Origin of the sequence: Neobacillus sp. OS1-2 (assembly GCF_030915505.1) — a bacterium.
In the GTDB taxonomy this organism is placed as follows: Bacteria; Bacillota; Bacilli; order Bacillales; family Cytobacillaceae; genus Neobacillus.
In genome coordinates this window covers 3,708,962-3,735,006 of the sequence record NZ_CP133265.1, presented here as the reverse complement: position 1 = coordinate 3,735,006, position 26,045 = coordinate 3,708,962, and the positions used below count along the sequence as shown (strand labels likewise).

Sequence of the window (26,045 nt, the reverse complement as noted above, 5' to 3'; positions counted from 1 at the left end):
ACATTAACCTTTTTTTGTTACCGATTTACCTCCAATTTAAGGTTCTCGGTAACAATTAATTACATTACACGTTTAAACATCTTTTCCATTTCATAAACACTATAATGCACGATGATCGGTCTCCCATGCGGACAAGTAAACGGGTCAGATGCCTTACGCAAATCATCCAGAAGTGCTTGGATTTCATCAGTCCGCAAATGGCGGTTCGCTTTGATCGATGCTTTACAGCTCATCATGATCGCCGCTTCTTCCCGGAGCTTTTTGATATCTACCTTTTTCATTGATAACATCTGTTCAATCATATCTTCAATAATCTGCTTTTCATCCCCTTTTGGTAACCATTGGGGATGCGATCGGACAATGAAACTATTCATACCGAATTCTTCAAGAAACACGCCCACTTTTTCAAGTTCAGTTAAATTCTCCATTATTTTCACATATTCATCAGTAGAGTATTCGAAAGTAATCGGTACGAGCATTTCCTGCAGTTCAGATTGAACCTGTCCCACCTTTTCCCGAAAATACTCATACTTCAGACGTTCCTGGGCCGCGTGCTGGTCAATGATATATAAGCCGTTTTCATTTTGGGCAAAAATATATGTCCCGTGCATTTGCCCGATTGGATAGAGACGTGGAATTCTACTCTCAGCTTGATCGCTAGTTGTTTTTATTTGTTCATTTTCAAGTGAATCCCTATTTGATTTGACAACATTCTCTTCTGATTCAAAATACGACATTGGTGGTTCCCAAGCCATTTCTTCCTCTTCAATTTCCGGTCCTACAGGTATCGGTGAAACTGGAATTATCCTAGACTCCTGAACTGTTTGCACACGATCCTGCCATTCCCTTTGAATGTCTTTCGTACTAGAAGTGCCTTCATCCAAAATCAACGAAGTCTGTTCGGATTTAGCTTCATCTTTTTTCACATGTGTGTAGGCGGTAGGAATTAAGATCTTCGATTTAAAGGTATCTTTAATAATGGTCGATACTAGCTCATCTAGTTCCGCTTCCTTACTGATTCGAACCTCCATTTTCGAAGGATGCACATTGACATCCACGAGCAACGGATCCATCTCAATATTCAGGAGCACAATTGGAAATCTGCCAATTGGCAACAGCGTATGATAGCCTTCCTGTATTGCTTTCGCTAACGGATAATTTTTGATAAAGCGGCCATTAATCATTGTCGAAATATAATTTCTTGAGGCCCTTGTTACCTCCGGCATCGAAGCAAATCCGCTGATTTTATAATCAAGTGACTTCCCCTCAATAGGAACAAGCTGCTTAGCTATCGCCATCCCGTAAATCGCTGCAAGAACCTGTCGAACATCGCCGTTCCCGTTTGTTTGCAATAGTTTCCGTTCATTATGAATTAAACGGAAGGCAACCTCAGGATGGGACAGAGCTAGCCGGTTGACGACATCGGTTATATTCCCGAGCTCTGTATGAATGGTCTTCATGTATTTTAAGCGTGCAGGCGTATTGAAAAATAAATCGGTAATCGTAAGGTCTGTGCCCCGTCTAGCGGATGCTTTTTCAAACACAACTACTTTTCCGCCCTCTATCACCACTCGATTACCAGCACCCTCTCCAGTGGAGGTCTTCATTTCAAGCCGTGAAACAGAGGCAATACTTGGCAATGCTTCACCTCGGAAACCAAGGGTACGGATGCGGAACAAATCATTTTCGTCCTTGATTTTACTGGTAGCATGGCGCTGGAAGGCGATTAACACATCCTCTTCGTCAATTCCGTATCCATTATCGGTAATGCGTATTTTGGCAAGTCCTGCTTCCTCAACTTCTATTTCAATGACAGTACTGCCAGCATCAATCGCATTTTCAACAAGTTCTTTCACAACGGAGGCGGGACGTTCAACCACTTCGCCCGCCGCTATTTTATTGGATAGGGCATCATCTAATTGGATAATCCTTCCCATCGCCATTACCCCCTACTTTAACTTTTTCTGAAGCTCAAATAAGACATTTATCGCATGAAGTGGTGTAACATCTAATAAATCCAATTCTTTTATTTTCTCTAACACCCGTTTTTCCTTAGTTGTAAATTCGTGCTTTTTTGGCTCTTTCGGTTCATCAAAAAATGAAAGCTGCGCCGGCTGCACTTGCGGTTTTTCTTTGATTACTTCTGCTATTTTAACAGGAATAGGTTGTTCATCCGACTGCTCCAATGCAGTTAAAATTTCATTTGCCCTGCTGATTAATTCCGCAGGCAGCTCCGCAAGTTGGGCCACATGAATTCCGTAACTTTTATCTGCTGGCCCCTCTTTAATTTTGTGAAGGAAGACGACCTTCCCATTGTGTTCAATGGCACTGACATGAACATTTTTCAATTTTGAAAGCTCTTCATTCAACACCGTTAGTTCATGATAATGGGTAGAAAATAAGGTTTTCGCCCCAATCCGCTCATGAATATATTCAATAATTGCCTGCGCCAACGCCATTCCATCATAGGTAGACGTTCCACGGCCGATTTCATCAAACAAAATTAAGCTGTTTTGTGTTGCATTCGTAATCGCATTTTTCGCTTCTAACATTTCAACCATGAACGTACTTTGACCGGAAATCAGATCGTCGGCTGCGCCAATTCGTGTAAATACCTGATCAAATATTGGCAATACAGCCTCAGATGCCGGCACATAACAGCCTATTTGCGCTAGGATGGCCGTCAAGGCTACCTGCCGCATGTACGTACTTTTACCTGACATATTTGGGCCTGTAATCAGCAAGACTTCCCGATCACTATCCATCTGACAGTCATTCGGAACATATTCTTGGGAGTTTAATACTTTTTCAACAACAGGATGACGCCCGTCCTTAATGGCTACACGACGTTCCGATGAAAACTGCGGTTTCACATAGTGCCGCTCCTCACTGACTTGCGCAAAACATTGAAGTACATCAAGCTCGCTTACTGATTTTGCCAATGCCTGTAGGCGCGGAATCTGTTCCTTCACAATCTCGCGAATCTCGGTAAACAAATCATACTCAAGCTCTCCGCATTTTTCTTCCGCTTGTAATATTAACGCCTCTTTTTCTTTTAAGGCAGGAGTAATATAACGCTCCGCATTCGTTAATGTTTGCTTGCGCTCATACTGACCCTCTTCCAAAAGATGCAGATTTGCACGCGTAACCTCGATATAATAGCCAAAAACGCGGTTATAACCAACTTTCAATGATTTAATCCCTGTTTTTTCGCGCTCTTCCCGTTCAAGCTGGGCAATCCATGTTTTTCCGTTACGGCTGGCATCTCGATATTGATCAAGCTGGTCATTGTACCCGTCACGAATCATATTACCTTCTTTTAAAGATAATGGAGGATTTTCAACAATCGCCTGCTCTAACAAATCGGTGACTTCTTCACATGGATCAAGATCTGCAGCGATTTTTGCTACTTCTTCATTTTGCATTTGCTGCAGGATTTCTTTTAAAAATGGTACTTGCGGTAAGGAGCGCTTTAGTTGCACTAAATCCCGGGCATTGACATTGCCAAATGCCACCCGACCTGCTAATCGCTCCAAATCGTATACTTCTTTTAATTTTTCTCGAAGCTCCTGGCGTTCAAAATATTGATTCATTAACACTTCAACAATTTGTTGGCGATGCTCAATTTCGGACTGATTAATTAACGGACGATCAATCCAGTGCTTTAACATCCTGCCGCCCATGGCGGTCATTGTCTCATCAAGCAGCCATAATAATGAGCCCTTTTTCCCTTTGGAACGGATCGTCTCTGTTAATTCTAGATTGCGCTTTGAATAGTAATCAATTTTCATATATTGATGAATTTGATAGGTGGTAACTACTTGTAGATGGTCTAGACTTCTCTTCTGTGATCTGTATAAATAGTTAAACAGCCTTGCAGCTGTTTGCTTCAATTTATCTTGATTAAGGTCTTCCAGAAGATGTGAAAAATTTATATCTAGTGAACTATTATCCTCAATTGAAATAGCGAGGACATTACGCTCCTGCATTTTCTTCTGCAGATTCTCGTCAAAGCTGCTTGCAATGACTACCTCTTTAGCACTTAATACCGAAAGTTCATTTAATACATCATCAAAATTACTTGAAAGCAAGGTTACCCTGCTTTCGCCCGTTGAGATGTCGTTATATGCAAAACCAAAGGTTTGATCGTCAAATGCAGTAATAGAGGCAATATAATTATTCTCTTTATCATTTAACCCCTTACCATCCATGACCGTTCCCGGTGTAATCAACTGAACAACTTCGCGTCTCACCATACCTTTAGTTTGTTTGGCGTCTTCCATTTGTTCGGCAATCGCCACTTTGTACCCTCTAGAAATCAGTTGCTCTATATAGGTAGCAGCAGCATGGTATGGGACTCCGCACATCGGAATAGTACCGCCATCGCGGCTAGTTAGTGTTATTTCTAATTCCTGGGATGCCTTAATTGCATCGTCAAAAAACATTTCGTAAAAATCGCCTAAGCGAAAAAATAAAAAGGCATCTTGATAATCTGCCTTTACGGTTAAATATTGTTGTATCATCGGCGTATAACCAGCCATAATGACCTCCACGATTATATTCATTTCTACTTACTTCGACAAACTATTATAACATAAATCAGGAACATCAGACCCGTCGAATATTTTCCATAATAACGGAAACCTATACTTTTTAATCTTATAAGGAAAATAAGAATCAGAAAATCCTCCATAAATTTAATTAGAGGATAGAGACCGGCTTTATCGAATAATATTTATTAACTATTATTAAATTTGAGGTGGTTACATGTCAGGTTGGTTTGCCCGCAGTTACAAAAACTATGACTTTGAAATGTATTCCGTCAGCCATTTTGTGATTATATCCATTTGTATTTCGGGTTCGGCACTACTATTTATATATAGAGATAAATTAAAAACAGAGAAATGGCGCGCTGCTGAAATCGGGATTGCCATTTCGTTACTATTAATAGAAACAACTTATCATATTTGGATGTTGATTAATGGCAGCTGGAATGTCAGCCATGCCATCCCATTGGAATTATGCAGCATTAGTCTTATATTAACTGTGTCTTTATTACTGACAAGAAAAAAAATCATTTATGAAATTCTATTATTTACCGCAATATTAGGTGCATCTCAGGCAATATTCACTCCCTTATTAAATTATGACTTCCCACACTTTCGATTTTTTCATTTCTTTTATACTCATTTAATCATCATCTGGGTTCCACTCTATTTTACGTGGGCAAAAGGATATCGGCCAACAATTTGGTCTGTAGTAAAATTATTTATCTTTTTGAATGTATTGATGCCAATTATTATGTTCATCAATAAACTAGTTGGCGGAAATTATATGTTTCTAAGCCACAAGCCAGACAGTGCCAGTTTATTAGATGTTCTGGGGCCGTACCCTTGGTATATTTTATCTCTTGAGGGATTGTTACTATCATTAAGTTTAATCATTTGGGCTATATTCAGGGAAAAGGCCGCTGTAAGAATAGAAGTGTCTAGGGACGAACCATTCCAATAATTACATCTTTTTATTGACCTTTTTCGATAAAATCATTATAATAAGAAACGTTCCTAATAAGTGTCCCGATAGCTCAGCACGTTCGAATATGCTCCAGTGATTTTGCTTCAGCGTACTGATCGAACCACTTCCTGATTCATCTTTCTGAGATCAGGACGGGAAATACTTTTTATGTGTGAAAAACAAAATATATTAGTTTTACCTTGTCCCGATAGCTCAGCAGGATAGAGCAACAGTTTCCTAAACTGTAGGTCGGAGGTTCGAATCCTCTTCGGGACGTTTAAAAAACCTTGCCATTGCAAGGTTTTTTTGTTTTAACTATTATAGTTTTAAAAATATGAGCATATCTTTCATCCATATCTACTATTAAACTGTGTTTTCAGTTAGTTAAATAATTTCTTAGACAACAATTCCAGTTAGCTTTTCATTATCCTGTTTAATAAATAATTCCTTGACCTTTACATGCGATGGGAGCAGCGGATGATGGCGAATGGTGTGAACTGTTTTTTGGACACCATCCCTTAATGTTTTGCCTCCCTGTAACCATTCACTTACCGTACCCGCGGGAAATTCCGGCTTGGTATTATTAAAAAGATACTCCAGTGTTTTAATCTTATCCTTTGTTTCTTTGTTTTTATTAATATGGATTAGTATATCCTCCGTGTTTTTTTGATAATCATCTGTGAAGGCAACAACGATTTCTTCAACATTTTCCTTAAAGACCGCAATGATGATGTCCCTCATTATTTCGTCGAGGGGGTGTGAAATGAGTGGTTGATATCTTTGTAAGATTATTATATTTTCCGGATTGACATTGGTTTCTTTTTTAATAAAACGTTCTACTCTATGATCCATACCAATCACATATAGTACTTTTTTCTTTTCATCTCTAGACATCAAATCACCTCTTTCTTCATTTATATCGTACTCTATACAAATTCTGATGCTTTAACATAATTTACTTTGAAGATTGCTGGCAAGCTTAAAGATCATTGCTCGTTCTCCAGTTTGTGTACTAAGATCGGTGTGAAAGCTAATTACTTCTTCCCCTGTTAACTTTAAGATAATTTCCTTTAAATCATTCAGTCCGGATTCCACTAAACTATGGCGATATTCTTTTACCGATAACAAGCCTTCTTTATCCCGACATACTTCATATTCTGCTGGAGTTAAAATTGCGCCAAGATTCACAATCACCATATCGCGTAATATATCTGATTTAACTGATACGGAGCCTCGTCCAAGATAATTTTTCTCCCAATGTGTTAAAGCTTTGCTTATTTCAGCTTCAAGCATTCCTTTTGATTTTTCCATATCGATTCCTTTCCCTTTATTCAAAGTTTAAGACCAGCTCTCCCAGTGTCCTTCCGGGTCAATGGACGATAGCCGAATCCATCCATTTTTCACTTTTTGCTGAAAGGCATGATCGTGGTTCAGCATCCGTTTTACATATTCCCTCGGCGCCTGGATGACCACCAGCAAACGTAGTGGTTCATGATAAGCCTCTCCATCTGATTTCATTACAGACTGCCAGGGAAGTCCCGATAATAAGTCACTGGCGTTTCCCTGCATGACCCCGAGCCCTGCAGTGACGGTTTGGGTTGTTTTATTCCCGCTTCCATAATAATGTGGGGCAACAGTAGACGCATAATATTGCAGGTTAATCCATTGAGCTACCGTTGCTGGTCCGGATATGATGTTTGCGAGAATACCACCATTTTTATCCTTCTTCCAGTTATAATTATTGAGGAAGACCCTTCCCTCCAGATTGCACCCTTGGGTGAGCCTCCGTTCCCCAATGATAAACGCAGCATTGCGCGCCAAACCCCATTCCGGACGCACCTCACTCCAATCTTCTGAAAGCCGCTGGGCCTCAGCCTTCGGATTTTTCAAATGGGTACCGAGATTTGGCAATTGTGAAATCCGCTCGAAATTGGCTTCCTCACTTACCTTTGGCAACTCGGTTTGGACACGCTTAAATGCTTGTTTAGCTTCATTTAATAGTTCCGGAAGGTAAAGAAAGCGTAGCTCATCAAGTGTGGTAATATGCTCAGCAGCTGCAAAAACGGTATCTTTCGGAATGATTATTCCCTCATTTTCAAGGCTCATCCTTACGGTTGGAAGATTGCACAATTCTGCCAGCACCCTTGCATTGAATGCGCCTGATGCTCCTCCACACGCACCACAATCGAGTGCAGAACTATATGGATTATTCGTGCTGTGACTTCCATGTCCGCAAATAACCACTAGGGGTGCAAAATGATCAGTGAGCCCCATCATTAGTAGAGCCTGCCTTACGTAGTGGACTTTTTCTTTCACCGAAAAACCAGTTGGCAAAGCTGTTTCAGATATTTGCGTATGGTTTAGCGAGAGTTCTGCGGATGGTTTATGGAGCCAGCTTTGGTGCATTTTCCTTAATGTCTGGCCTGCACTTCTTGGCACAAAGCTGCGAGCGAGTGTTTGCAGGCTGAGCCAAGGACCACTAATTTCCGGCAATACCATACTGGAAATCAGATTATGCTTCATAGCAGCAAATGTATAACCTATTGAATTGACTGCATGATGCCTTTGTTGATAGGATTCAGACTCAGGTGAAAACTCTTTTATTTTGTGTTGCGGTTTAAACATGACAGGCAAAGAGTTATGTGCATGGTTACTGCCAAGCTCGCAGGTTGCTATTGGTAATCCGAAAAATCCTGCTGTGCCAAAAGTCTGAAAATCTCCTCTTTTTTCAAGGCTGCGGCGAAAAGGCTCTGAACGAACATCGATACAAAATACAAACTGGGCTAGTGCCTGACTTATGTTTTCCGCCGTTTCTTCCTTATGTTGGGATATAAGCATTTTCTTTAATTGGTCTTCATATGTTTTCTCCCATGCTTCAAGCCATAGGCGATTGCGTTGAATCTTATCAAAACGGTAGGCAAGGATCAAATATGCCTTTATTTCTGTAGAGGATAACTGAGACCAAGCATTGATTGGCAGGTTACCCCATTTGGCCCAGGCCGCAATTAATGGTTCTACATGTACTTTATTCTTTCTTTTTTCAGGCAAGGGAAGAAAGGGTTTAACTAATGCCCATTCCATTGATATTCTAACGGCTAAATACTCTAGCAGCAGCGAACTTTCTTCGGCTGATTGCTGCGAACGCCATAGCATCATGCCACTCCAGCCCGGTAAAGCAAGGAAATGCATTTCAAAATAGGCTTGAATTTCTGAAAATTGAATTTCTAGAGCGGACAATACTTCCCTTAATGCCGCAGCAGCTTCTTCCGGCAAATAACTTAATTGTTTACGCTGATTACGGCTAAGTGCCGGGTCATGCTGGACTAGTTTCCGCCATGCACGATAGAAACCTTCTTCACGATTTGGCATCGACCAAACTGCTTGGGACTCATCAAGAAATAATTTACACCATTTAATCATGTGGCTGTTAAGATCGTGAGCAGCATTTACCCTTCCTAGCTGTTCCAAGCGTTGGCTATAGGTTTTAACCGAATGTTTTTCGGCCATTTCGGGTGCAAAACGGCTTAGTTCTCTTACAAGACTTTTTAACTCAGATTCATCCAAAGTATTGGAAGGTAGTTGCTTTTGCATGAGCGCAGCTAGGCAGAACTGCTCTGCGACCTTACGCGGCAACTCCAAAGATTGTGTGTTTAGCCAATGTTGAAGTCCATTTTTTAAAAAATCTTGATGGATCTCACCGCGTTCCCATGCAGATTGAAGTAAAGAGTCATTCGGATAGATATCTATATCACAAGTATCTTTGAGCCAATAGGCCGTTTTTTCAAACGTTTGTCCCTCAAAACCTACCCAGGGGCTACGTGCTGCAAATGTGTTAATAGGCCCGAGCGGTACAATAACGCTACTGGCGGTGTTCACCAAGTCAATAAGATCAAAATCAAGGCTATCAGGGATACTTTCCCAATGTAAGGTTCTTGCAGATGTTGAATTCATTGTAAATGACCTCCCTTAAAGAATGATTTTGTCAAATACTTAGGATGACTTTCTATCAAATTATTTTGAGGTTCACCCAATCGTACAAGCCAAAGATAAATAACAGTATAGGCAGCTGATGAACGATGACGAGCAAGCCATACACCTGCAGCACTTCCGGCCAATAAAATAATCAAAAGTAATATTGCCGCTGGTTCCGGTGGTTGAATTCCCTTTGGGATTGAATTTTGTAATACACCATAAAAAGCATCATGGACGAAATGATATACAATTGCCACTACTGCAACTAAAGAAAAGCCTACAATTCGCGCGATATGTCCATTTCCAAAAGCCACGAGCTGGGTCCAGGCTAATGAAACTGACCACCCTAAGGTAAGGGCGCTTATGAATTGATAATTCTCCCCAGAAGAAGATAGCCAAAGACCAATTGCCGCCAGGAGTCCTAAAATCCCTCCTGTGATTGTCCATAATAATGACCGTGGCTGGTTTGCCCCGGGAGTTTGCTTCTTGTGATGGTCAAGCGCGGAACCAGACTGTAAGAAAAGAGTTGACTTAAATAGACCATGTAAGACTGCGTGGATAATGGCTGCCAAAAAAGCACCTAACGCACATTGGATGAACATGAACCCCATCTGTGCAATCGTAGACCCTACCAGCTGCCGTTTATAATCTACCTGGACCAGCATAATTCCTGTACCTATCATGACTGAAACACTAGACAATATAAGTAAAATAATTTGGGCTATATTTCCGCTAAAAATCGGAGAGAACCGTGTCAAGATCATTCCACCTGCGTTCACTAATCCCGCATGCATTACCGCGGATACAGGAGTAGGAGCTACTACTGTATTTACTAACCAGCGGTGGAAAGGCCACTGTGCTGCCGGAATGACGACAGATAAGATTAGCATCAGGCTAATACAAGTCCTTTCCCATAAACCAAGCTGTGTAAGACTTCTTTTTGCGAGGACAAGCGACAACTGCCAATGCCCAGTGGATTGGGTTATCCAGATGACAGCTCCCAGCAATATAAGCCAGCTTATTGCAAATAGTAGTCCTGATTGTTTAGCTGCGTTTCTAGCAACACTCCAATCTTTATTTAATCTTATCAGCAGTATCAGCCCAAAGAGTGTTGTCCCCCAGCAAATCAGTAACAGGCGAAGATCATTACAAAGCCAGACAACTGAATCAGCAGTAGTAGTAATAGTCAGCAAAGCAAAATATTTTCTATAGGACCGTTCACCAAGGAAGTAACGAACAGAATAGCGTTGCACGATAAAACCGATGGTAAGAACAAACGATACCAGCAGCCATGATAACGAATCAAGCAACCAGGGGCCATAAATGGTGGTCTCCTGGGTGGTAAAAAGAATCAGTAGGGCAGCTAGTGGCGGCAACAATGTAAAACCGACGTGAAGTCGAACATAAGACAGTGGAACCCTTGGGTATAATAGGAATAGTGCACTAAGTACAGAAACCGCAAGCAATACAAAAAATATTTCTGGCAGGGAATTTACCATTTTGCTTCCCTCTTTCTGCCAATAGAATCATCCGACATTATGAAAATATGACTTTGATTGATTTCCTTCATTACACTGCATTCCTTTCTGTTTATAAAAAACAAAAAAACCGACAATTTTTAAGCATAATGGTCAAAACCATTACACTTTGAAAATCGTCGGTTTACTTTTAACGGGCCATTCAGGCCTTTTAATTGTCTACCTAAATATGTAATTTTGTATTCATTCCTAAGGAGGTAAATTTACGATTACCTTTTAGTTATAGATTTACTTTTTCATTGAATCAATAAAGTTATTAACATAATGCTAAAGAAATCTATTTAATTGAAGAAAAGATTTATTCAAATTATTGATGAAATGAATTTTACTATTAATGTAACATTCTGTCAAGTAGTAATTCGGTTATAATCGCGGTACCTTTAAATTATCAATATAGATAGATTGATATTTCTAGCACCGGATGCGAAATCCCCTTTACATAAAAAGACCGGCCAGCGCCGGTCTTCAGTGCTATATTGAATTCGCACGCCCAACCCTTTTCTTAAACCCATTTGCAAGTGGGACGACAATGATGGCGGCGATGACGATCTGCATGATATTACCTGGGACGGAGCCGAACGGCTGGATCCAGTTACCAAAAAGGATAACTTCTGTAAAATAATAGCCGACAACTTTTATGATCAGGGCAGCAGCCACTGCCAGTACATGTACGAAAACCTTTTTGCCGGGTATCTTTTCAGCAATAAGGCCAGCTACATATCCCATTGCCCCAACGATAACAAACGTAAACGGAGCCCATAATGCCCATCCTGAAACAATATCAAACAAAGCCATTCCGAAGGCACCTGCTATCGCACCTGTTTTTTTGCCAAAAACAAACGCGGCAATTAAAAGCGGCACGTTGCCCAAATGGATCAGACCCCCATTTCCCATCAGCGGCAGCCTGATGTTGATAAACATTGTGGCCAGAAATGTTAAAGTGATAAATAGTGCATTGAGAACCAGGATTCTCGTTTTGTTTTGTTCTTGCGTAAACATGTAAATCCCCCTTGTCATTTCAAGTGCTAGTGTTTTGTTTAAAAATGAATCTTATCTTCTTTAATGATTACTAGTATAATAAAATCTGACAATATAAAAAGTGTCACTTTTTAAATAATCTCCATGGTCAGAGAGGAGGAATCCCAAATGGATATGCTTATGTTTGAATTGAATAAAGACACAACAAAACCCTTGTATGAACAGCTTTATGTTGGTATCAAAACTGCCATTATGAGCAAACAAATTGAAGTTGGTACGAAACTACCCTCCAAAAAAAAATTAGCCGATTTTTTAAACATCAGCCAAACAACCATTGAAGTTGCCTATGCCCAACTGATTGCAGAGGGCTTTATTATGTCAAAACCGCGGATTGGATTTTTTGTAGAGGATATTAATGAATTACCATATATCGAAACAGAACGGGTAGAGTTGCCTGTAGAGGACTCGGATGAAAAAATAATCCAATTTGACTTTCACCCCGGAAAAATTGATACAGACTCCTTCCCTTTTTCACAGTGGAGGAAATATGCTAAAGATTTATTTGATTATCCATCAAAAGAGTTGTTACAGATTGGAGAATCCCAGGGTGAATATATGTTACGGACTGAAATAGCAAAATACCTTTATCAATCGCGGGGGATTGTGTGTAAGCCGGATCAAATTGTGATTGGTTCGGGAACGGAGCAACTCCTTCCAATGATTTTAAGGCTGCTTGAAAATGATTTAAACTTCGCACTCGAGAATCCCGGATATTCGGCAATCCCTAGAATCCACTTGCAAAATAAAGCAATCCCAATTCCGGTTGATGAAGATGGATTGATTGTAGATGAACTTGAAGAAACAAATGCGAATGTGGTTTACATTACGCCATCCCACCAATTTCCGACCGGTGCGGTCCTTTCCGCAACAAGAAGAACACAGCTTTTGCATTGGGCAGCAAAAGCTGAAAATCGCTACATTATTGAAGACGATTACGACAGTGAATTCCGTTACACCGGAAAACCCATTCCCGCATTACAAGGGATGGACCAGAACAATAAGGTCATTTATCTGAGTACTTTTACCAAGTCATTAATGCCGTCATTGCGAGTGGCGTATTTTGTTTTGCCCACAACATTGCTGAAAAAATATAAGGAATCATTCAGTTATTATTCAGCTACTGTCCCGAGATTCGACCAGCATATTGTAGCCAGCTTCATGAGAGACGGCAATTTTTCAAAACACTTAAATCGTATGCGGAAAATTTATCACAAAAAACTTAATAAACTGACCCATTTTTTTAAAACGTATTATTCTGAAGTCATCATCACTGGAAACCATGCCGGGATGCACATTTTAATTTCCCTCCCACTAAAAAAAAGTGAACATGAGTTAAAAATAATCGCGGCAGAAAGCTCTATCGCCATTTACCCTGTAACCGATTACCTGTTAAAGCCAGTAGAATATAAGTATCCAACATTTCTGTTAGGGTTTGGCGGCATCCCAATTGGGAAAATTGAGGAAGGCATTCACCAATTAATGCAATGCTGGGGTATTGCAAAAAAATTTAGAGGATAGAACGATTTCTCGAACCATTAATTGCTAGTAAGGAAAATCTGAATTTCCAGCCCGAAACGGTACAAGGCGATCCCATCTATTCAGTAAAGGTTATATAACATGAATTAAAAGGAGCGACCTTATAAAAAGGTAGCTCCTATTTGACATATCTTCCTATTTTGTCGCTGTTGCCAAGGCAACTTCAGGTGATGTTACCTTATCATAAAAATCAACGAATTGATCACGCTCGGCGCTATCACGGTATGCCATAGCGACACGTGGATGTTCATTCAGGACACCTGAAATCATATAAGGAATGATATAGCCCCATTCCCACCTTTGACGCATCTCAAGCATATGCTTTTCAATTATTCCCAGAACTGGCTTGAGCTCATACCTTGTTTTTTGGATGTAGCTAACGAGAAGTTCTGTATGACAGTTACCTGCAGCACGCCCCATACCGTAAACAGAAGAATCTAGGAATGTTACTCCGTTTTTCATAGCAGATAGTGTATTGGCGAATGCCAATTGCATGTTGTTATGAGTGTGTATTCCGAGTTGTTTATTAGGAATCATTTCTTTAAACTTTTTCACTTGATGCTCAATATCTGCTGGATCTAAACTTCCAAATGAATCCACGATATAGACCACATCTACAGGACTATTTCGTACTAATTCAAATGCTTCAATAAGTTTCTTTTCAGGGACACTTGATAAAGCCATAATGTTTAGGGAAGTCTCATACCCTAAATCATGAAACATTTGCACAAGTTCTAAGCCTTTATCTACTTCACGTATGTAACATGCTACACGAATCATATCTAAGACACTTTGCTCACGGGGCAGAATATCATTTGGATCAACACGGCCAATATCTACTAAAGCAGACAACTTCGTGAACTTTTTCTCCGGAATAATTTCTTTTAGGAAGTGATCGTCAAGAAATCTCCATGGATTAGGTTCTGTTGCGTTAAGGAGCTTAGGAGAATTTTTGTAACCAATCTCCATGTATTCAACACCTGCAGCACTCAGACCATTATATAAGTCTTGAACAAATTCGACACTAAAATCCCAATTATTAACCAAACCACCATCACGAATGGTACAGTCTAAAATTTTGCTATTACGTTCCATAATGTAACCCCCTATTCCTCATTTACTGATTTTTTAAACTTTAACGCTTTTATTTAATAAAATCTTATTGTGTTTATATCATTTTTCATTTCATAGTGTCAATCTATTATTCTGAAAATTAATATATTTGGGTTTAATTAAATGATTCAACTTCAATTTACTTATTCTACACCTGGGAACCATCCTCTTGAACGACGCAAATAATAGTAGATATTTTGAATTTGTCATGTGATCTGTCCTCCATTTATCATTCAAATGCTAATAAGAGAAAAAGCAAGGTTTTGAAACCTTGCCTCAACTTCTCCTATAAAGTATTCTAACAATTCTCCTCCACTATACTATTAGCTGCCCTCTTCCTCGCCCGTAAAAATTTCACCACATTTAAAACAATTGTTTTTGATACGGCATAGGTTGGGACGGCTAATACCATTCCAAGCACGCCAGCAAGGTTTCCAGCTGCTAACAAAATAATAATAATGGTTGCCGGGTGCGTATCTAGGGTTTTGCCAAGAATAAGCGGTGATAAAACATTCCCTTCAATTTGTTGTGCTATGACTATTACCACCACAACCAGCAAGGCCTTTGTCGGGGAATCAAAGAGTGCGATTAATACTGCAGGTGCGCCGCCAATAATTGGGCCGACATATGGGATGATGTTGGTAAAGGCCACGGTTAGAGCCAAAACGAGCGCAAAGGGCATGTCAATGATCAAGTAGCCAATGAACGCAAGTGTCCCTACAGCTATAGCTACTGTCACCTGACCTTGAATGTAGGCCGAAAGCGTCTCTCCAGTTTCTTTTAAAATAGATAAGCCTTCCTCTCTGTACACATGCGGTATAAATTTCCCTACCGCTTTAGGGAACTTGTGTCCATCCTTAAACATGTAAAATAATAAAAAGGGGACAGTGACTAAAATAATCGCAATATTAGCAATGACGCCAAATATATTCCCAATAGCGCCTGTAATTCGGTTTGGGAGTGTGTTTCCAAACTGCATTAGTCTTTTTTGCATTGATTCAATCAAATCGCTTTGCTGGGTCATAAATCGTTTAAACTCAGAAGAATGCGCCAAGTTATCAACAAACTTCATGGTTCTATCCGCATAGCCTGGGATTTCATTAGCAAGGGCTGTTATCTGCTTGGTAATAGCGGGCACCAAATTACTAATGGCTAAAACTAGGATTCCTGCAAAAACAACATAGATAATCAGAATTGCCACAATCCTTGGTATCTTTCGCCGTGACAGGAAATTCACAATTGGATTCAGCATAAAAAATAGGAAGCCTGTAATTAAAATCGGAAAGAATATCGTGGAGAAAAAAATGCCAATCGGTGCGAACAAAAATGAAATTTTTGTTGAGACTAAAATGATGGTGAAGAAAAGTAAGATTTGAATCAGCCAGAATTGTAATTTTGACTTTCGCAAAATAGCTACCTCTTATTCTTATGTATTTGTTAAAAGTATATCAAACACAATGTATCAGGTACAATATTTTCCATTGTAAAAAGGACGCTACCTTCGGATAACAGCCCCTTTTTTGCTATGTTCAGCTTACCGAATAAGAACAGCCCTACCTTCATATAGTTAAGAATGGGGTAGTCTACATTTTCGTAAAGGGGGGAGTTTATGTTTAAATTTTTTTCTTTAAAAAAGCAGAAACCAATGGAAAAAGATGAAAAAATAAACTCTCTGATTTTAGAAAAATTAGACCGGATGATTGAGCTTTTGGAACAGCAGCCGCAAGAATCTACTGGAAATGGAAAGAATATTCATCTTGAACATGTTCAGATTGAACATTTGGAAAATATTATTTTTCGCTTAGATCATATCGAAATTGATCAGTTAAGCGGGAAGTTACTGATTGGGACAAATATTACCGGCTCCGACGACCTAGCCGTTTCACTTCTCGGGAAAATTGACAAAGAAAGTACAAAAAAAGAGGCTGCAGAGGAAAACATGGCCTCACAGCAAAAAATGACGCAGACTGAGAAAGGCTTTCGTTTTCATAGCGGACTTTAATCATTCCTGGTTGACATTGGCGATTTTTACATCTGCATCCTCAATAATTGCATCCACCGTATCATTATCGTTGGTTATATTTACATTACATAATAATTGATTTTGATTCCCGTACGTACTTCCTTGTGCTTGGTTCACCTTCTCGTTTGCATCCATCCCGGTTATATGTCCTTCCCCAATCGATACCATCGCATTTTGCAGCATTGTGTTGACGTTTACACTATCGAATGTAAGGTTTGATGTCTTGTCTGCCCCCGGATCTTCAAACGAAATATTGATGTCACGATCATCAATCGGGGTATCGATATAATCCGGGTCATTTAAAATGGATACGTTTTGATAAAGAAGATTAGATTGTCCGCCTATTTCTCCAATAACCTGATTTACTTTGCCATGAGCACTCCAGCCAACAGCATTATTTCGTTTACCTATAAAAATGCCGGATTGCCGCTCCATGGACTGGACATTAATATTCCCGGAAAATTTAAATTCAAATGACTGAATCATTCTCTTCACCACATTTCTCCATTTACCGTTTTCTTACATTACCTTATGATTGGAGCCCTGGCATTGTGATGCCGACAGATAACAGAGAAATATTTGTATCATCCGCCCAGGAAATTGAATAGGCTAATAAGAAAGCGGCAGCCTCAGTGATGTTATTTTATTTTTAGCAAAAAAAGGATGATCGGTAGATGAAACTTTCTTTAGAGAATATCTCCATTTCAAAAATCGGGAAATCTTCAGGTGTTTTTATTGGAAAAACCAATACCATTCAACAATTTCATCATGAAACATGCGTAAATGAGGTCGTTGGAAGCCTAACGGGAAGCAAAAATAAGTTAACTCAAAGTGTTTGGATTACCAACAAAGTGAAGGGAGGTTGAATCATACGTGGCATCCCCAATTCTTTCTCCTACATTTCATATCGGCACCATCAAAATCGGAAGCATTGAAGCAGCATCTTGCTTTAGTATTGGAAATAACTTCATTGAGGACTTTAAGAGTAATAAAAAACATTATCAAGGATTAGGCAATCTTCACGGTGACAACAACAACTTTTCTCATTCGACCGCCTCATTAACACATCATGACCCTTCTCAAATGGAAGGGAACCACAACAATACCTCCCCAAACCCTTAAGTAAAAGGGTTTTTCTTTATGTACAGAAAAAGCCATTTAAACTGAGGGAAAGCTCCTCGCTTTGAATGGCTATAAAAAGCTTTTAGATATTCCCGCCTAAATTTGGCTTGAAATCCTGATCCAAGATTACTCCATCAATGCCATCTAAACTGTCGATATTATTTCCTACATTCATTGAGACTATATTAAACAGACCAAATGTACCCCCAAATGCCAAATTGTATTTCCGGTTGGCATCCATCCCGGTAACAATTGACTGGCCAACAGTAACAGCTGAGTTTTGCTGTGGTGTATTAACGTTCAATACACCTAAATTAATTACGGAAGGCACCCTATTTCCCCCTATCCTTTCCCCTGCTATAACCATTTTATGTGTTCGGCTTTTTTCGGTGAAAGAATCAAGAAAAACGGGAGCTGTTTTTCCTAATTGCTTGCGGTTACAACTTGCAGTAATTCATTGCGGTCAATATAACTGCCAGTGAATTCATGTGTCAGCTTTCCATTTTCATTAAAAATAAATGTCTTGTTATCATGAATTACTTCCGTTCCATGTTTTTCAAAATGTACCTCTAATGCATCAGTTAATTTTTGAATATCATTCATGTCCCCCGTTAGCAATTTTAAATAGGACATATCAAAATTCATTTTCTGTGCATGCTCTTTCATTGCTTCAGGTGAATCGTTTTCTGGATCAAGCGACACAGAAACGAGTACGAGATTATCTGTCTTACTCCCATTCGCTTTAAGATCCTGCTGCAGGTTACTATAATTGCCCAATAATATTGGGCAAGCATTTGGATCGATGCAGTTCACATAGGTAAAGGTCAATACCACTGTTTTTCCCAAGAGATTTTGTTTGGACACTTTGTTCCCCTTTTCATCGATTAAGTTAAAATCGGGCATTGTGACATCTTTTGAAACCTTATGAGCATTTTCTGCCGTTTTTATCTCAACCGAAAACTGTTTTTCTTCCTCAACTTTAGCACCCTCATGTTCGACGAGGATAGTAGCTAGCCAGTCGCCATTCATCGGTAAATCTGCCGTTCCAATATATTTTCCATCACCAATCTCTTCTACGGTTACAGAAATGGTTCCATGATCCATATTTTTCATATTTAAATTAGCGCTTACTTTGGCACCTTTTACGGGATTACCCGCCTTATCTGTAACTTTAATTTGCATGGCATATGGTTTTCCGGGAGTAAACGTTTTTGGTGCTGAGAGCTTTACGTTTACATTATTTGATGCCCCGCAGCCAGCGGCAACAAATACGAGGAGAAGACTTATGATGAAAATAGATATTTTTTTCATGTAAAAACCAACCTTTCAACAATCCCGCATAGTTAATTCCAACTAATTTCACTATATCCCTCTATCATTGGTTTATCTGTGAAGTTGTTCACGATTTATCTTTCCATATAAAAAGATTCATAAACTTGTCATGAATCTCTTAACGAACTATACTAATTATTTTTCACATCCGTACTTCTATTTTTATTTGTTAAAAAACCTTCTTTATCTACACGAACGATTCCATATATGTTAAATTAATAAAAACGGAGTTTTCAGAATAATCCGAAGGAGGTTGTGCTTATGCAGCATTTTTACTTATTTATCCTGATGTGTATTCTTCTCATCATTTTACCTGGCCCGGATACCGCGATGACTACTAAAAATACACTTACCGTCGGCAGGTCTGGCGGCATGAAGACCCTTTTTGGAACGTGTTGCGCTTTATTGATTCACACCTTTGCAGCCGTTGTCGGTCTTTCTGCTATTATTGTAAAATCAGCATTATTATTTTCTATTTTTAAATATGCCGGTGCTATTTATTTAGCGTACATTGGCTTTAAAACATTGTGGTCCTTAAGAAGCGGCGAAGTGGCGGCGAGTGTTGACACAAATGGGGAAAATAAATACGGAAAAAAATCATGTTTCCGTCAAGGGTTTCTCACCAATCTCCTGAATCCAAAGGTTGCCATCTTCTTTTTAACCTTTTTACCGCAATTTGTGGACAGAGGGAGTGACACCTTTTTTCCCTTTCTAATTATGGGCATCACCTATACAGTGCTTACGCTTTTTTGGTTCATTCTATTTATCTATTTAATTAATCAAATCAGCGCATTTATGAAAAAGCCGTCCACTCAAAAAGTTGTTCAAGGAATAACCGGGATAGCCCTACTCGGCTTTGGTCTAAAACTAGCCCTTGAAAAATCACATTGATAGAGGGTAGAGGGTAGCAAGAGCACTATTTGCACAATGGTAGGAGTAGAAATGGTGTCAGGCACCATGTAAAAAGGACTTCAATGGAAGTCCCTTTTTGTCTTTATTGTTCTATTGTTTGAAGTTTTGATAGCATTGGCCGATTATTTTCCCAGAAAACTTGAACAGGAAGATCAAAGTATGAACTCAACTGTTCGCTTGCTATCATGGTCTTTGTATTTCCCTTCGAAAAAACTTGTCCCTCTTTCAGTAATAATGTTTTATTAAAAACAGGTAATATTTCTTCAACGTGGTGCGTGACGTAAATCAATGTGGGTGCACCAGGGCTTTTTGCCATTCTGTCAATGGACTCTAACAACCGCTCGCGTGCAATAAAATCAAGTCCGTTTGTAGGCTCGTCAAGAATTAGCAGTGATGGATCCGGCATTAAAGCCCTTGCTATTAAGACACGTTGTTTTTCCCCTTGAGACAACGTTTCATAATTTCTGTTTGCATATTCCATGCATCCAAGGTTCTGAAGCAGGCTTACTGCCTTACTCCTAATTTGATCTGTTGGTTTTTCATACAATCCTATAGAGGCAAAGGCACCACTTAAAACCACCTCAAATGCGTTATCACCTGGATAAAACCTCTCTTGCAGCGAGGATGATACAAAGCCAATCCGTTTTCGAAGTTTTTCCCCAAGATATGTTTTCCCAAATTCCATTCCTAAAATCGCTATTTTCCCTTTAGTCGGGAAGTTGTAGGCATTTAGTAAATTTAATATTGCGGTCTTTCCAGAGCCATTTAAGCCGAACAAAGCCCAATTTTCCCCTTTTTGGATTTTCCAATTGATATCCTGTAAAATCCACTTTCCATCACGTTTTAATGAGACATTTTCAAGCTGCACAACCATTTTATGGCTCCTTTCTATCTTCAGAAGAGTTTTTTTATATTTTTATAGTATCAAACTTTTCAGAGAATTAAACGTTAAATATCTCCAAAAAAAAAATAAAGTAGGGAAACCTCTTTCGAGGCTTCCCCCTTATCAAACCGTACGTGCCCTATTAAGGCATACGGCTTACCAATGTGTTACAAATGGTCAATACGTTGCCAATCTTTGAGCATATTTCATTTTGCGGACACGGTCAGGAGTATAATACTCTTGACCCTTTTCTTTTGCCTTTAGGATTCGTCTTTCCTGTTCTTTCTTTTGCTTTTCTTTCATTCGAAGAATGTAACTTTCTAGAGAAAAGCCATATATCTTGTGGTAGTAATACCAGTATGAAGGGATAAGTCCAATAATAGCAAAGAACTCATTATTCCATTTTGTTTTCATCGCATGACCTTTTCTTTGGCTAGGGTGTTTGTGAATCATGGCTACTCTTAACCTTTGTCGAATATAGCCATCTATCGCAAGTAGTTCTTTCCCAAATGCTTTAAAGAAGCATGAACTGTTAAATCCGTGTTCTTCATTTGCCTTAATTGCTTTATAAATATTGAGAAAATAGTTTACTTTTCCTCGAATCACTGGGTTAACATACTCAATCCACTTTTCCTTACTCAGAGTGAGTGTTTTCTTCGTCTTGACTTTGATTTTCTGGCGAAAATCATTCCAAGTTGATTCTTTCGGTTTAGCTATATAGTATGGCTTACCATCCTTCTTGCGTTTTCTCCAGTGTTCGAAAGTGAATCCCATAAAGTCAAAGTCATCATCATCGAAGTTTACAAATTTTGTTTTCTCCGTTGCAAGTTCCAACCCAAGTTCGGCTAATTTCCTTTTCGTAATATCTGCCGCTCTCTTTATGTCTTCTTTGGTTTTTGCGAATAACAAAAAGTCATCGGCGAATCTTACAAAACGAATATTGTTTTCAGCCCAGATCCAATCAAGTTCATTTAAATATACGTTCGCTAGTAACGGAGAAATAACCCCTCCTTGCGGAGTGCCGGTATCTGTTGAGTGAAATTTACCTTCTTCCATATAACCAGCTTTTAGCCACAACCAAATCATATCTAACACTGTACCATCTGCGATGTATTTATTTAATACTCTCATCAGCTTCTTATGTGGGATATTATCGAAAAAGCCTTTAATATCTGCATCGAAGATGTAATTATATCCTTGTTCGATATTCGCCATGATTATTTGCAGGACACGTTCTGCACCAACATTTGGTCTGTATCCACATGACCATTTGTGAAAGATATCCCTTTCGAATTTCGGCTGAAGTACATTTACTATTGCCTGTTGGACAATTCTATCTTCAATATTCGGAATGCCTAAGGGTCGCTTTTTGCCATTTTTCTTAGGAATATAATGTCTTCTTACTGGTGACGGCTTATACTCTTTATTTCTCAGTCTCTGTAGAAGCGAGTCCAGATTTTCATCTAAGTGATATCTATAGCTGTCAATTGTTTCGCCATCAATACCACCTGACCCGTTGTTGGCTTCTACCTTTTCCCAAGCAGCTTTTAGCCTTCTGTCGAAAAGTATTTGTCCATAAATACTATGCCATTTGAATTTTAACGTATGATTCATTACATATTCCGCACCCTTCATTGTGTACATTCAGTTCGTTTATACCGAGGTATCGTTTTCTGTTAACATTACACATCTTTACAGATGTGGAGCCACAAGGTCGTTCCCCTTCCGTTCATGCATGGTTTAGTCCATACACTACTTCCGTACTATGAGAACGTCTGACTTCTCCATTCACATCTAGCATTTCGGATTACCCTTATAGGTAGATGTCCCTTTGGGTTGGAATGGAGACCTCACGGGGTCATCGCACCTTCCTTCTAAACATACCCAGCACCATCACTTGATAAATTGCCTCTATCCGGCTGATTCATTGGTATAGAGACCACTAATGTTATAGTGGGCTTCCCATTATATTCGCATAGTCGCCAACTTACCCTGCCGCCGTGCTTCACACTTATTGCATTTGGGTCTGCTTATCCGACTGCGGGTCTCTCGATTGTCCGCATCTCCTTCAGACATCACCTCACGGTGATGCCCTAGATTAGTCTTCACTAGTTGTATCAGCACTCTAGTGGAAGGATTTTCACCTTCGGGAAAACGAGTCTTCTAGGATTCGGGAGCCGTGTTTATCGCAATAACGTACTCCAACCTTTAACAACTCATTCAGTGCAGTTCTACTGCACAAGGTACGACTGCCTGTCGCACAAATAAAGAACCCCATTTAAAAATGTGGGTTTCTTTACCTGTCATTATGATAAAGTGCTTTTGATGGCATTCCTAAAGAAGCACCTTTCTTAGTTTTTCCGTTAATGCTGGTATTACTGTCCTGCAGTCAGCAACTACCCCGATATTAGCACGTTTAAAAATTGGAGACTCCGGATCAGTATTAATAGCAACAACGGTCTTTGCATTTGTGATGCCCGCCAGATGCTGACTTGCCCCGGAAATACCGACGGCAATATAGAGGTCTGGTGCGACAACGGCCCCAGTTTGCCCTACCTGGAGGTTTGCAGGAACCCATCCCGCGTCACAGGCCGCACGTGATGCCCCAACAGTACCACCAAGCAGACTTGCTAGAGTTTGAAGTTCGCTAAATCCTTCAGGACCACCAAGACCACGTCCTCCGGAAACAATAATCCGAGCATCTTCAAGACGGACATCTGAAAGTGCAGCCTGGATTTTCACAACAAGCTTGATCACCATTTCCTCCTCCGTTGCAGCATATTCAAGTGGAATGATTTCCCCACCATGATGCTCAGTGAATTTAGTCACATTTTGACTCTTTTGACGTAGCCCTACTACTACCTTTGAACGGGTTGTCTGATATTCACCAAACGCTTTATCACCATAAATAGGGCGAATCCATGTTAGTTTTTCGCAATCAGTTTTGAAATCGACTACCTCTGTAATAGCAGATGCGTTTAGGCGGGCTGCCAGCCTGCCAACCAGATCCTTCCCCATCCGGTCAAACGAAACTATCATCGTATCGGCATCCGTTTGTTCGAACACATGGCAGAGACAATTCACATATAATTCTACATCGTATTCTGCGAGCAACAGTTTATCAACGGTGTATGCTATATTCGCCCCGCATGCAATTGCCTCCTTAGCACTTTGTTCAGACTTGGAGCCTAATAATACAGCACGGACCTCACCTCCCGTGGAACTTGCTAATCGGGAACTAAAGACAACCGCCTCTCTACCTCCAGGTGTCAAGGATTCTCCCTGTTGATGTGTAAAAACAAGAATATTGGACATGTCGACACCTCCTATAAAATCTTCAGTGCCACGAGCCTGTCAGCCAACTCGCCTGCAAGTTCAGCACCATCATTGCCGGGCAATACTTCGCAGTTCACTTCCCTATTTGAAATATAGGCTTTCACCAGTTTGGCCCCTGGTTGACACCGTTCACTATCTAAATGGAGATCATCTCTTTCAAAAAGTGTAATCTTCTTACTTCTGGCAAGCCTAATATCCTTGACCTTCGGGAGGCGGGGAACATTTGTCTCTGCACTTATGATGGTAAGGACCGCAGGTGAAGGCACGCTTACTACTGTGTACCCTCCCTCAGCCTCACTTGATGCTTTTATCTGATCCCCAACCAATTCTAGGTCGGAAACCCTTGTTACACATGGCACCCCAAGCTCTTCTGCCATAACAGGGCCGACCAGACCTTCCTCAATATCACTAGCTTGGTACCCGGTCAATACTAGCTTCGCACCACCAAGTGTCTTGATTGCTTGAGCCAGGATGTGTCCAACTGGTAGACCATCAAGCTCTTCCCAGTCCTCCTCCCAAACACGGACGGCAGCATTTGCGGTAAAAGCAAGGGCCCGACGGAGTACTTCCTCTGAATCCTCATCCCCAAGACAAAGAGCTGTTACCGAGGCACCCGGTGTTTTATCCCGCAGTTGAATGGCGAGTTCAAGCGCATTCTCAGCGAAAGAATCTAGCACCATGTCGGAATCGCTATGATCAGGACGATTGGTTTCGGGATTAATTTGAAAATACCGTGGTGTTATCTCCGGATCGAGGACATATTTTAGGCAGACAACGATATGCAATTCTCGTTCACCTCTTTCTTTAGTTACACTTTTTCTATAAAATTAGGAATCTGAAAATGACTTTTCCACGGCCTTCGAAGACAGCCCACGATCATTTTTGGGATTTGGGGTTGGCTCCAGCCCATACATTTCTCTTAATCTTGCAACTGCATCAGCAGGCGGTTTTGCATTGAAATAGCCTCGTCTGGTCATATATACCCCGGACACTCTCCGCAAATCTGCCAGCGATTCACACACTTTAATTCCCGCTCCAAACGAATCGACAATCGGCACGTCTCCAATCCTCGAAATGCCATGAGTGGCTAAGAATACATTCATCGGACCTTCACCAGGGACAATGACATCAGCACCTTCAGAGATGGCCTTTTCAGCAGCCTTCATAAATGATGCAATAACAGGTTCTGGATCATTAAAACCAGCGAGGACAGCATCAAATCCTACTTCTGTCTGAACAATCGGTCCCAATTTCCCACCAAGCCCATAGCGGGCGGCGTTTTGCCTGAGTTCATCTGCGAGTGGTGCTAGGAAGTTAACGACACCGATACAATCGCCTAGCATGGAGGCTATATGGAAAGAAGCTTGCCCATACCCTACCACAGGGATATCCACCAATGTTCGTGCCTCTAAAAGACCCACATCTGGAATCGTTGCAATGAACATCGCATCGTAGCCTGCCGCTTCAGCCGTAAGTGCAGCGCGGATAAACTGTTCGCGATGCAAGTTTTGTAAGTAGGCATGGGTGATAAAGATTCCCGGATAATGGGTAGGATAGGTTTCTTCCGTCATTCCATGCAAAACAACCTCTACGTCCGGACGGGCAATCCGGTTTACGTGATTGATGATTGCATCTCGATATTGCGGTACCAGATCTATCGTGGTAAGACTTTGATGCCAAATTTTCATTTCATGAACCCTCCTTTTTTAACGTGAAAACTACACCA

At 40.3% G+C, this 26,045-nt stretch carries 23 protein-coding genes and 1 tRNA gene; 7 read left to right on the top strand and 17 right to left on the bottom strand.

Going from position 1 to position 26,045, the window contains the following annotated elements; genetic code table 11:
* Positions 1-59: 59 nt before the first annotated feature.
* On the bottom strand, positions 60-1,937 hold the full coding sequence (gene mutL, locus RCG19_RS18585; protein WP_308108314.1) for a DNA mismatch repair endonuclease MutL: 1,878 nt from the start codon (positions 1,935-1,937) through the stop codon (positions 60-62).
* 12 nt (positions 1,938-1,949) lie between these two features.
* A complete protein-coding gene (gene mutS, locus RCG19_RS18580; RefSeq protein ID WP_308108313.1) occupies positions 1,950-4,541 on the bottom strand; it encodes a DNA mismatch repair protein MutS in 2,592 nt (863 codons plus the stop codon).
* 226 nt (positions 4,542-4,767) lie between these two features.
* On the opposite strand from mutS, the gene RCG19_RS18575 reads away from it, so the two are divergent.
* Both RCG19_RS18575 and RCG19_RS18570 read left to right on the top strand, forming a co-directional pair.
* Positions 4,768-5,511 (top strand): YwaF family protein, encoded by a 744-nt coding sequence (locus RCG19_RS18575; protein ID WP_308108312.1) that lies wholly within the window; start codon positions 4,768-4,770, stop codon positions 5,509-5,511.
* A gap of 205 nt (positions 5,512-5,716) precedes the next feature.
* A tRNA-Arg gene (locus RCG19_RS18570) sits at positions 5,717-5,790 on the top strand.
* A 120-nt stretch (positions 5,791-5,910) separates the two neighbouring features.
* Here the strand turns inward: RCG19_RS18570 and RCG19_RS18565 are convergent.
* From RCG19_RS18565 to RCG19_RS18545, 5 genes are all read right to left on the bottom strand, one after another.
* The gene (locus RCG19_RS18565; RefSeq protein ID WP_308108311.1) at positions 5,911-6,408 is read right to left on the bottom strand and encodes a carbonic anhydrase; all 498 of its coding nucleotides are present in this window, start codon (positions 6,406-6,408) and stop codon (positions 5,911-5,913) included.
* A 51-nt stretch (positions 6,409-6,459) separates the two neighbouring features.
* The gene (locus tag RCG19_RS18560) at positions 6,460-6,825 is read right to left on the bottom strand and encodes a Na-translocating system protein MpsC family protein (protein ID WP_166242054.1); all 366 of its coding nucleotides are present in this window, start codon (positions 6,823-6,825) and stop codon (positions 6,460-6,462) included.
* Positions 6,826-6,852: 27 nt separating this feature from the next.
* Positions 6,853-9,465, bottom strand: a complete 2,613-nt coding sequence (locus RCG19_RS18555; protein ID WP_308108310.1) for a DUF2309 domain-containing protein — start codon at positions 9,463-9,465, stop codon at positions 6,853-6,855.
* A complete protein-coding gene (locus tag RCG19_RS18550) occupies positions 9,462-10,985 on the bottom strand; it encodes an NADH dehydrogenase subunit 5 (protein ID WP_308108309.1) in 1,524 nt (507 codons plus the stop codon). The genes RCG19_RS18555 and RCG19_RS18550 overlap by 4 nt, the downstream gene beginning before the upstream one ends.
* 510 nt (positions 10,986-11,495) lie before the next feature.
* Positions 11,496-12,023, bottom strand: a complete 528-nt coding sequence (locus tag RCG19_RS18545; RefSeq protein ID WP_308108308.1) for an ECF transporter S component — start codon at positions 12,021-12,023, stop codon at positions 11,496-11,498.
* Positions 12,024-12,170: 147 nt separating this feature from the next.
* On the opposite strand from RCG19_RS18545, the gene RCG19_RS18540 reads away from it, so the two are divergent.
* Complete coding sequence (locus RCG19_RS18540; RefSeq protein ID WP_308108306.1) at positions 12,171-13,580, top strand: MocR-like pyridoxine biosynthesis transcription factor PdxR; 1,410 nt, start codon at positions 12,171-12,173, stop codon at positions 13,578-13,580.
* A gap of 153 nt (positions 13,581-13,733) precedes the next feature.
* Here RCG19_RS18540 and RCG19_RS18535 read toward each other — a convergent pair whose 3' ends face one another.
* Together RCG19_RS18535 and RCG19_RS18530 are read right to left on the bottom strand one after the other, a co-directional pair.
* Positions 13,734-14,693, bottom strand: a complete 960-nt coding sequence (locus tag RCG19_RS18535; protein WP_308108305.1) for an aldolase catalytic domain-containing protein — start codon at positions 14,691-14,693, stop codon at positions 13,734-13,736.
* Between the two features lie 316 nt (positions 14,694-15,009).
* On the bottom strand, positions 15,010-16,119 hold the full coding sequence (locus RCG19_RS18530) for an AI-2E family transporter (RefSeq protein ID WP_308108304.1): 1,110 nt from the start codon (positions 16,117-16,119) through the stop codon (positions 15,010-15,012).
* 201 nt (positions 16,120-16,320) lie between these two features.
* Here RCG19_RS18530 and RCG19_RS18525 point away from each other — a divergent pair, with 201 nt between their 5' ends.
* Positions 16,321-16,713, top strand: coding sequence for a hypothetical protein (locus RCG19_RS18525; RefSeq protein ID WP_308108303.1), 393 nt, complete (start codon positions 16,321-16,323; stop codon positions 16,711-16,713).
* Here RCG19_RS18525 and RCG19_RS18520 read toward each other — a convergent pair whose 3' ends face one another.
* Positions 16,714-17,229: a hypothetical protein gene (locus tag RCG19_RS18520; RefSeq protein ID WP_308108301.1), complete on the bottom strand. Its 516-nt coding sequence runs from the start codon at positions 17,227-17,229 to the stop codon at positions 16,714-16,716.
* A gap of 179 nt (positions 17,230-17,408) precedes the next feature.
* Between RCG19_RS18520 and RCG19_RS18515 the strand changes: the two genes are divergently transcribed.
* Complete coding sequence (locus RCG19_RS18515) at positions 17,409-17,600, top strand: hypothetical protein (protein ID WP_308108300.1); 192 nt, start codon at positions 17,409-17,411, stop codon at positions 17,598-17,600.
* A gap of 7 nt (positions 17,601-17,607) precedes the next feature.
* On the top strand, positions 17,608-17,856 hold the full coding sequence (locus RCG19_RS18510; RefSeq protein ID WP_166246059.1) for a hypothetical protein: 249 nt from the start codon (positions 17,608-17,610) through the stop codon (positions 17,854-17,856).
* A gap of 82 nt (positions 17,857-17,938) precedes the next feature.
* Here RCG19_RS18510 and RCG19_RS18505 read toward each other — a convergent pair whose 3' ends face one another.
* Together RCG19_RS18505 and RCG19_RS18500 are read right to left on the bottom strand one after the other, a co-directional pair.
* Positions 17,939-18,187 (bottom strand): hypothetical protein, encoded by a 249-nt coding sequence (locus RCG19_RS18505; RefSeq protein WP_166246061.1) that lies wholly within the window; start codon positions 18,185-18,187, stop codon positions 17,939-17,941.
* Positions 18,188-18,279: 92 nt separating this feature from the next.
* A complete protein-coding gene (locus tag RCG19_RS18500) occupies positions 18,280-19,167 on the bottom strand; it encodes a FixH family protein (RefSeq protein WP_308108299.1) in 888 nt (295 codons plus the stop codon).
* A gap of 282 nt (positions 19,168-19,449) precedes the next feature.
* On the opposite strand from RCG19_RS18500, the gene RCG19_RS18495 reads away from it, so the two are divergent.
* Positions 19,450-20,079 (top strand): LysE family translocator, encoded by a 630-nt coding sequence (locus RCG19_RS18495; RefSeq protein WP_166246064.1) that lies wholly within the window; start codon positions 19,450-19,452, stop codon positions 20,077-20,079.
* A 103-nt stretch (positions 20,080-20,182) separates the two neighbouring features.
* Here RCG19_RS18495 and RCG19_RS18490 read toward each other — a convergent pair whose 3' ends face one another.
* The 5 genes from RCG19_RS18490 to RCG19_RS18470 form a co-directional block, all read right to left on the bottom strand.
* Positions 20,183-20,974 (bottom strand): ABC transporter ATP-binding protein, encoded by a 792-nt coding sequence (locus tag RCG19_RS18490; protein ID WP_308108298.1) that lies wholly within the window; start codon positions 20,972-20,974, stop codon positions 20,183-20,185.
* Positions 20,975-21,160: 186 nt separating this feature from the next.
* Positions 21,161-22,597, bottom strand: coding sequence for a group II intron reverse transcriptase/maturase (ltrA, locus tag RCG19_RS18485; protein WP_308108194.1), 1,437 nt, complete (start codon positions 22,595-22,597; stop codon positions 21,161-21,163).
* 720 nt (positions 22,598-23,317) lie between these two features.
* A complete protein-coding gene (locus tag RCG19_RS18480; protein ID WP_308108297.1) occupies positions 23,318-24,298 on the bottom strand; it encodes an electron transfer flavoprotein subunit alpha/FixB family protein in 981 nt (326 codons plus the stop codon).
* 11 nt (positions 24,299-24,309) lie between these two features.
* Positions 24,310-25,104 carry an electron transfer flavoprotein subunit beta/FixA family protein gene (locus RCG19_RS18475; RefSeq protein ID WP_308108296.1) on the bottom strand — a complete coding sequence of 265 codons (795 nt, stop codon included), beginning with the start codon at positions 25,102-25,104 and terminating at the stop codon, positions 24,310-24,312.
* A 42-nt stretch (positions 25,105-25,146) separates the two neighbouring features.
* A complete protein-coding gene (locus RCG19_RS18470; RefSeq protein ID WP_308108294.1) occupies positions 25,147-26,007 on the bottom strand; it encodes an aspartate/glutamate racemase family protein in 861 nt (286 codons plus the stop codon).
* Positions 26,008-26,045 lie beyond the last annotated feature (38 nt).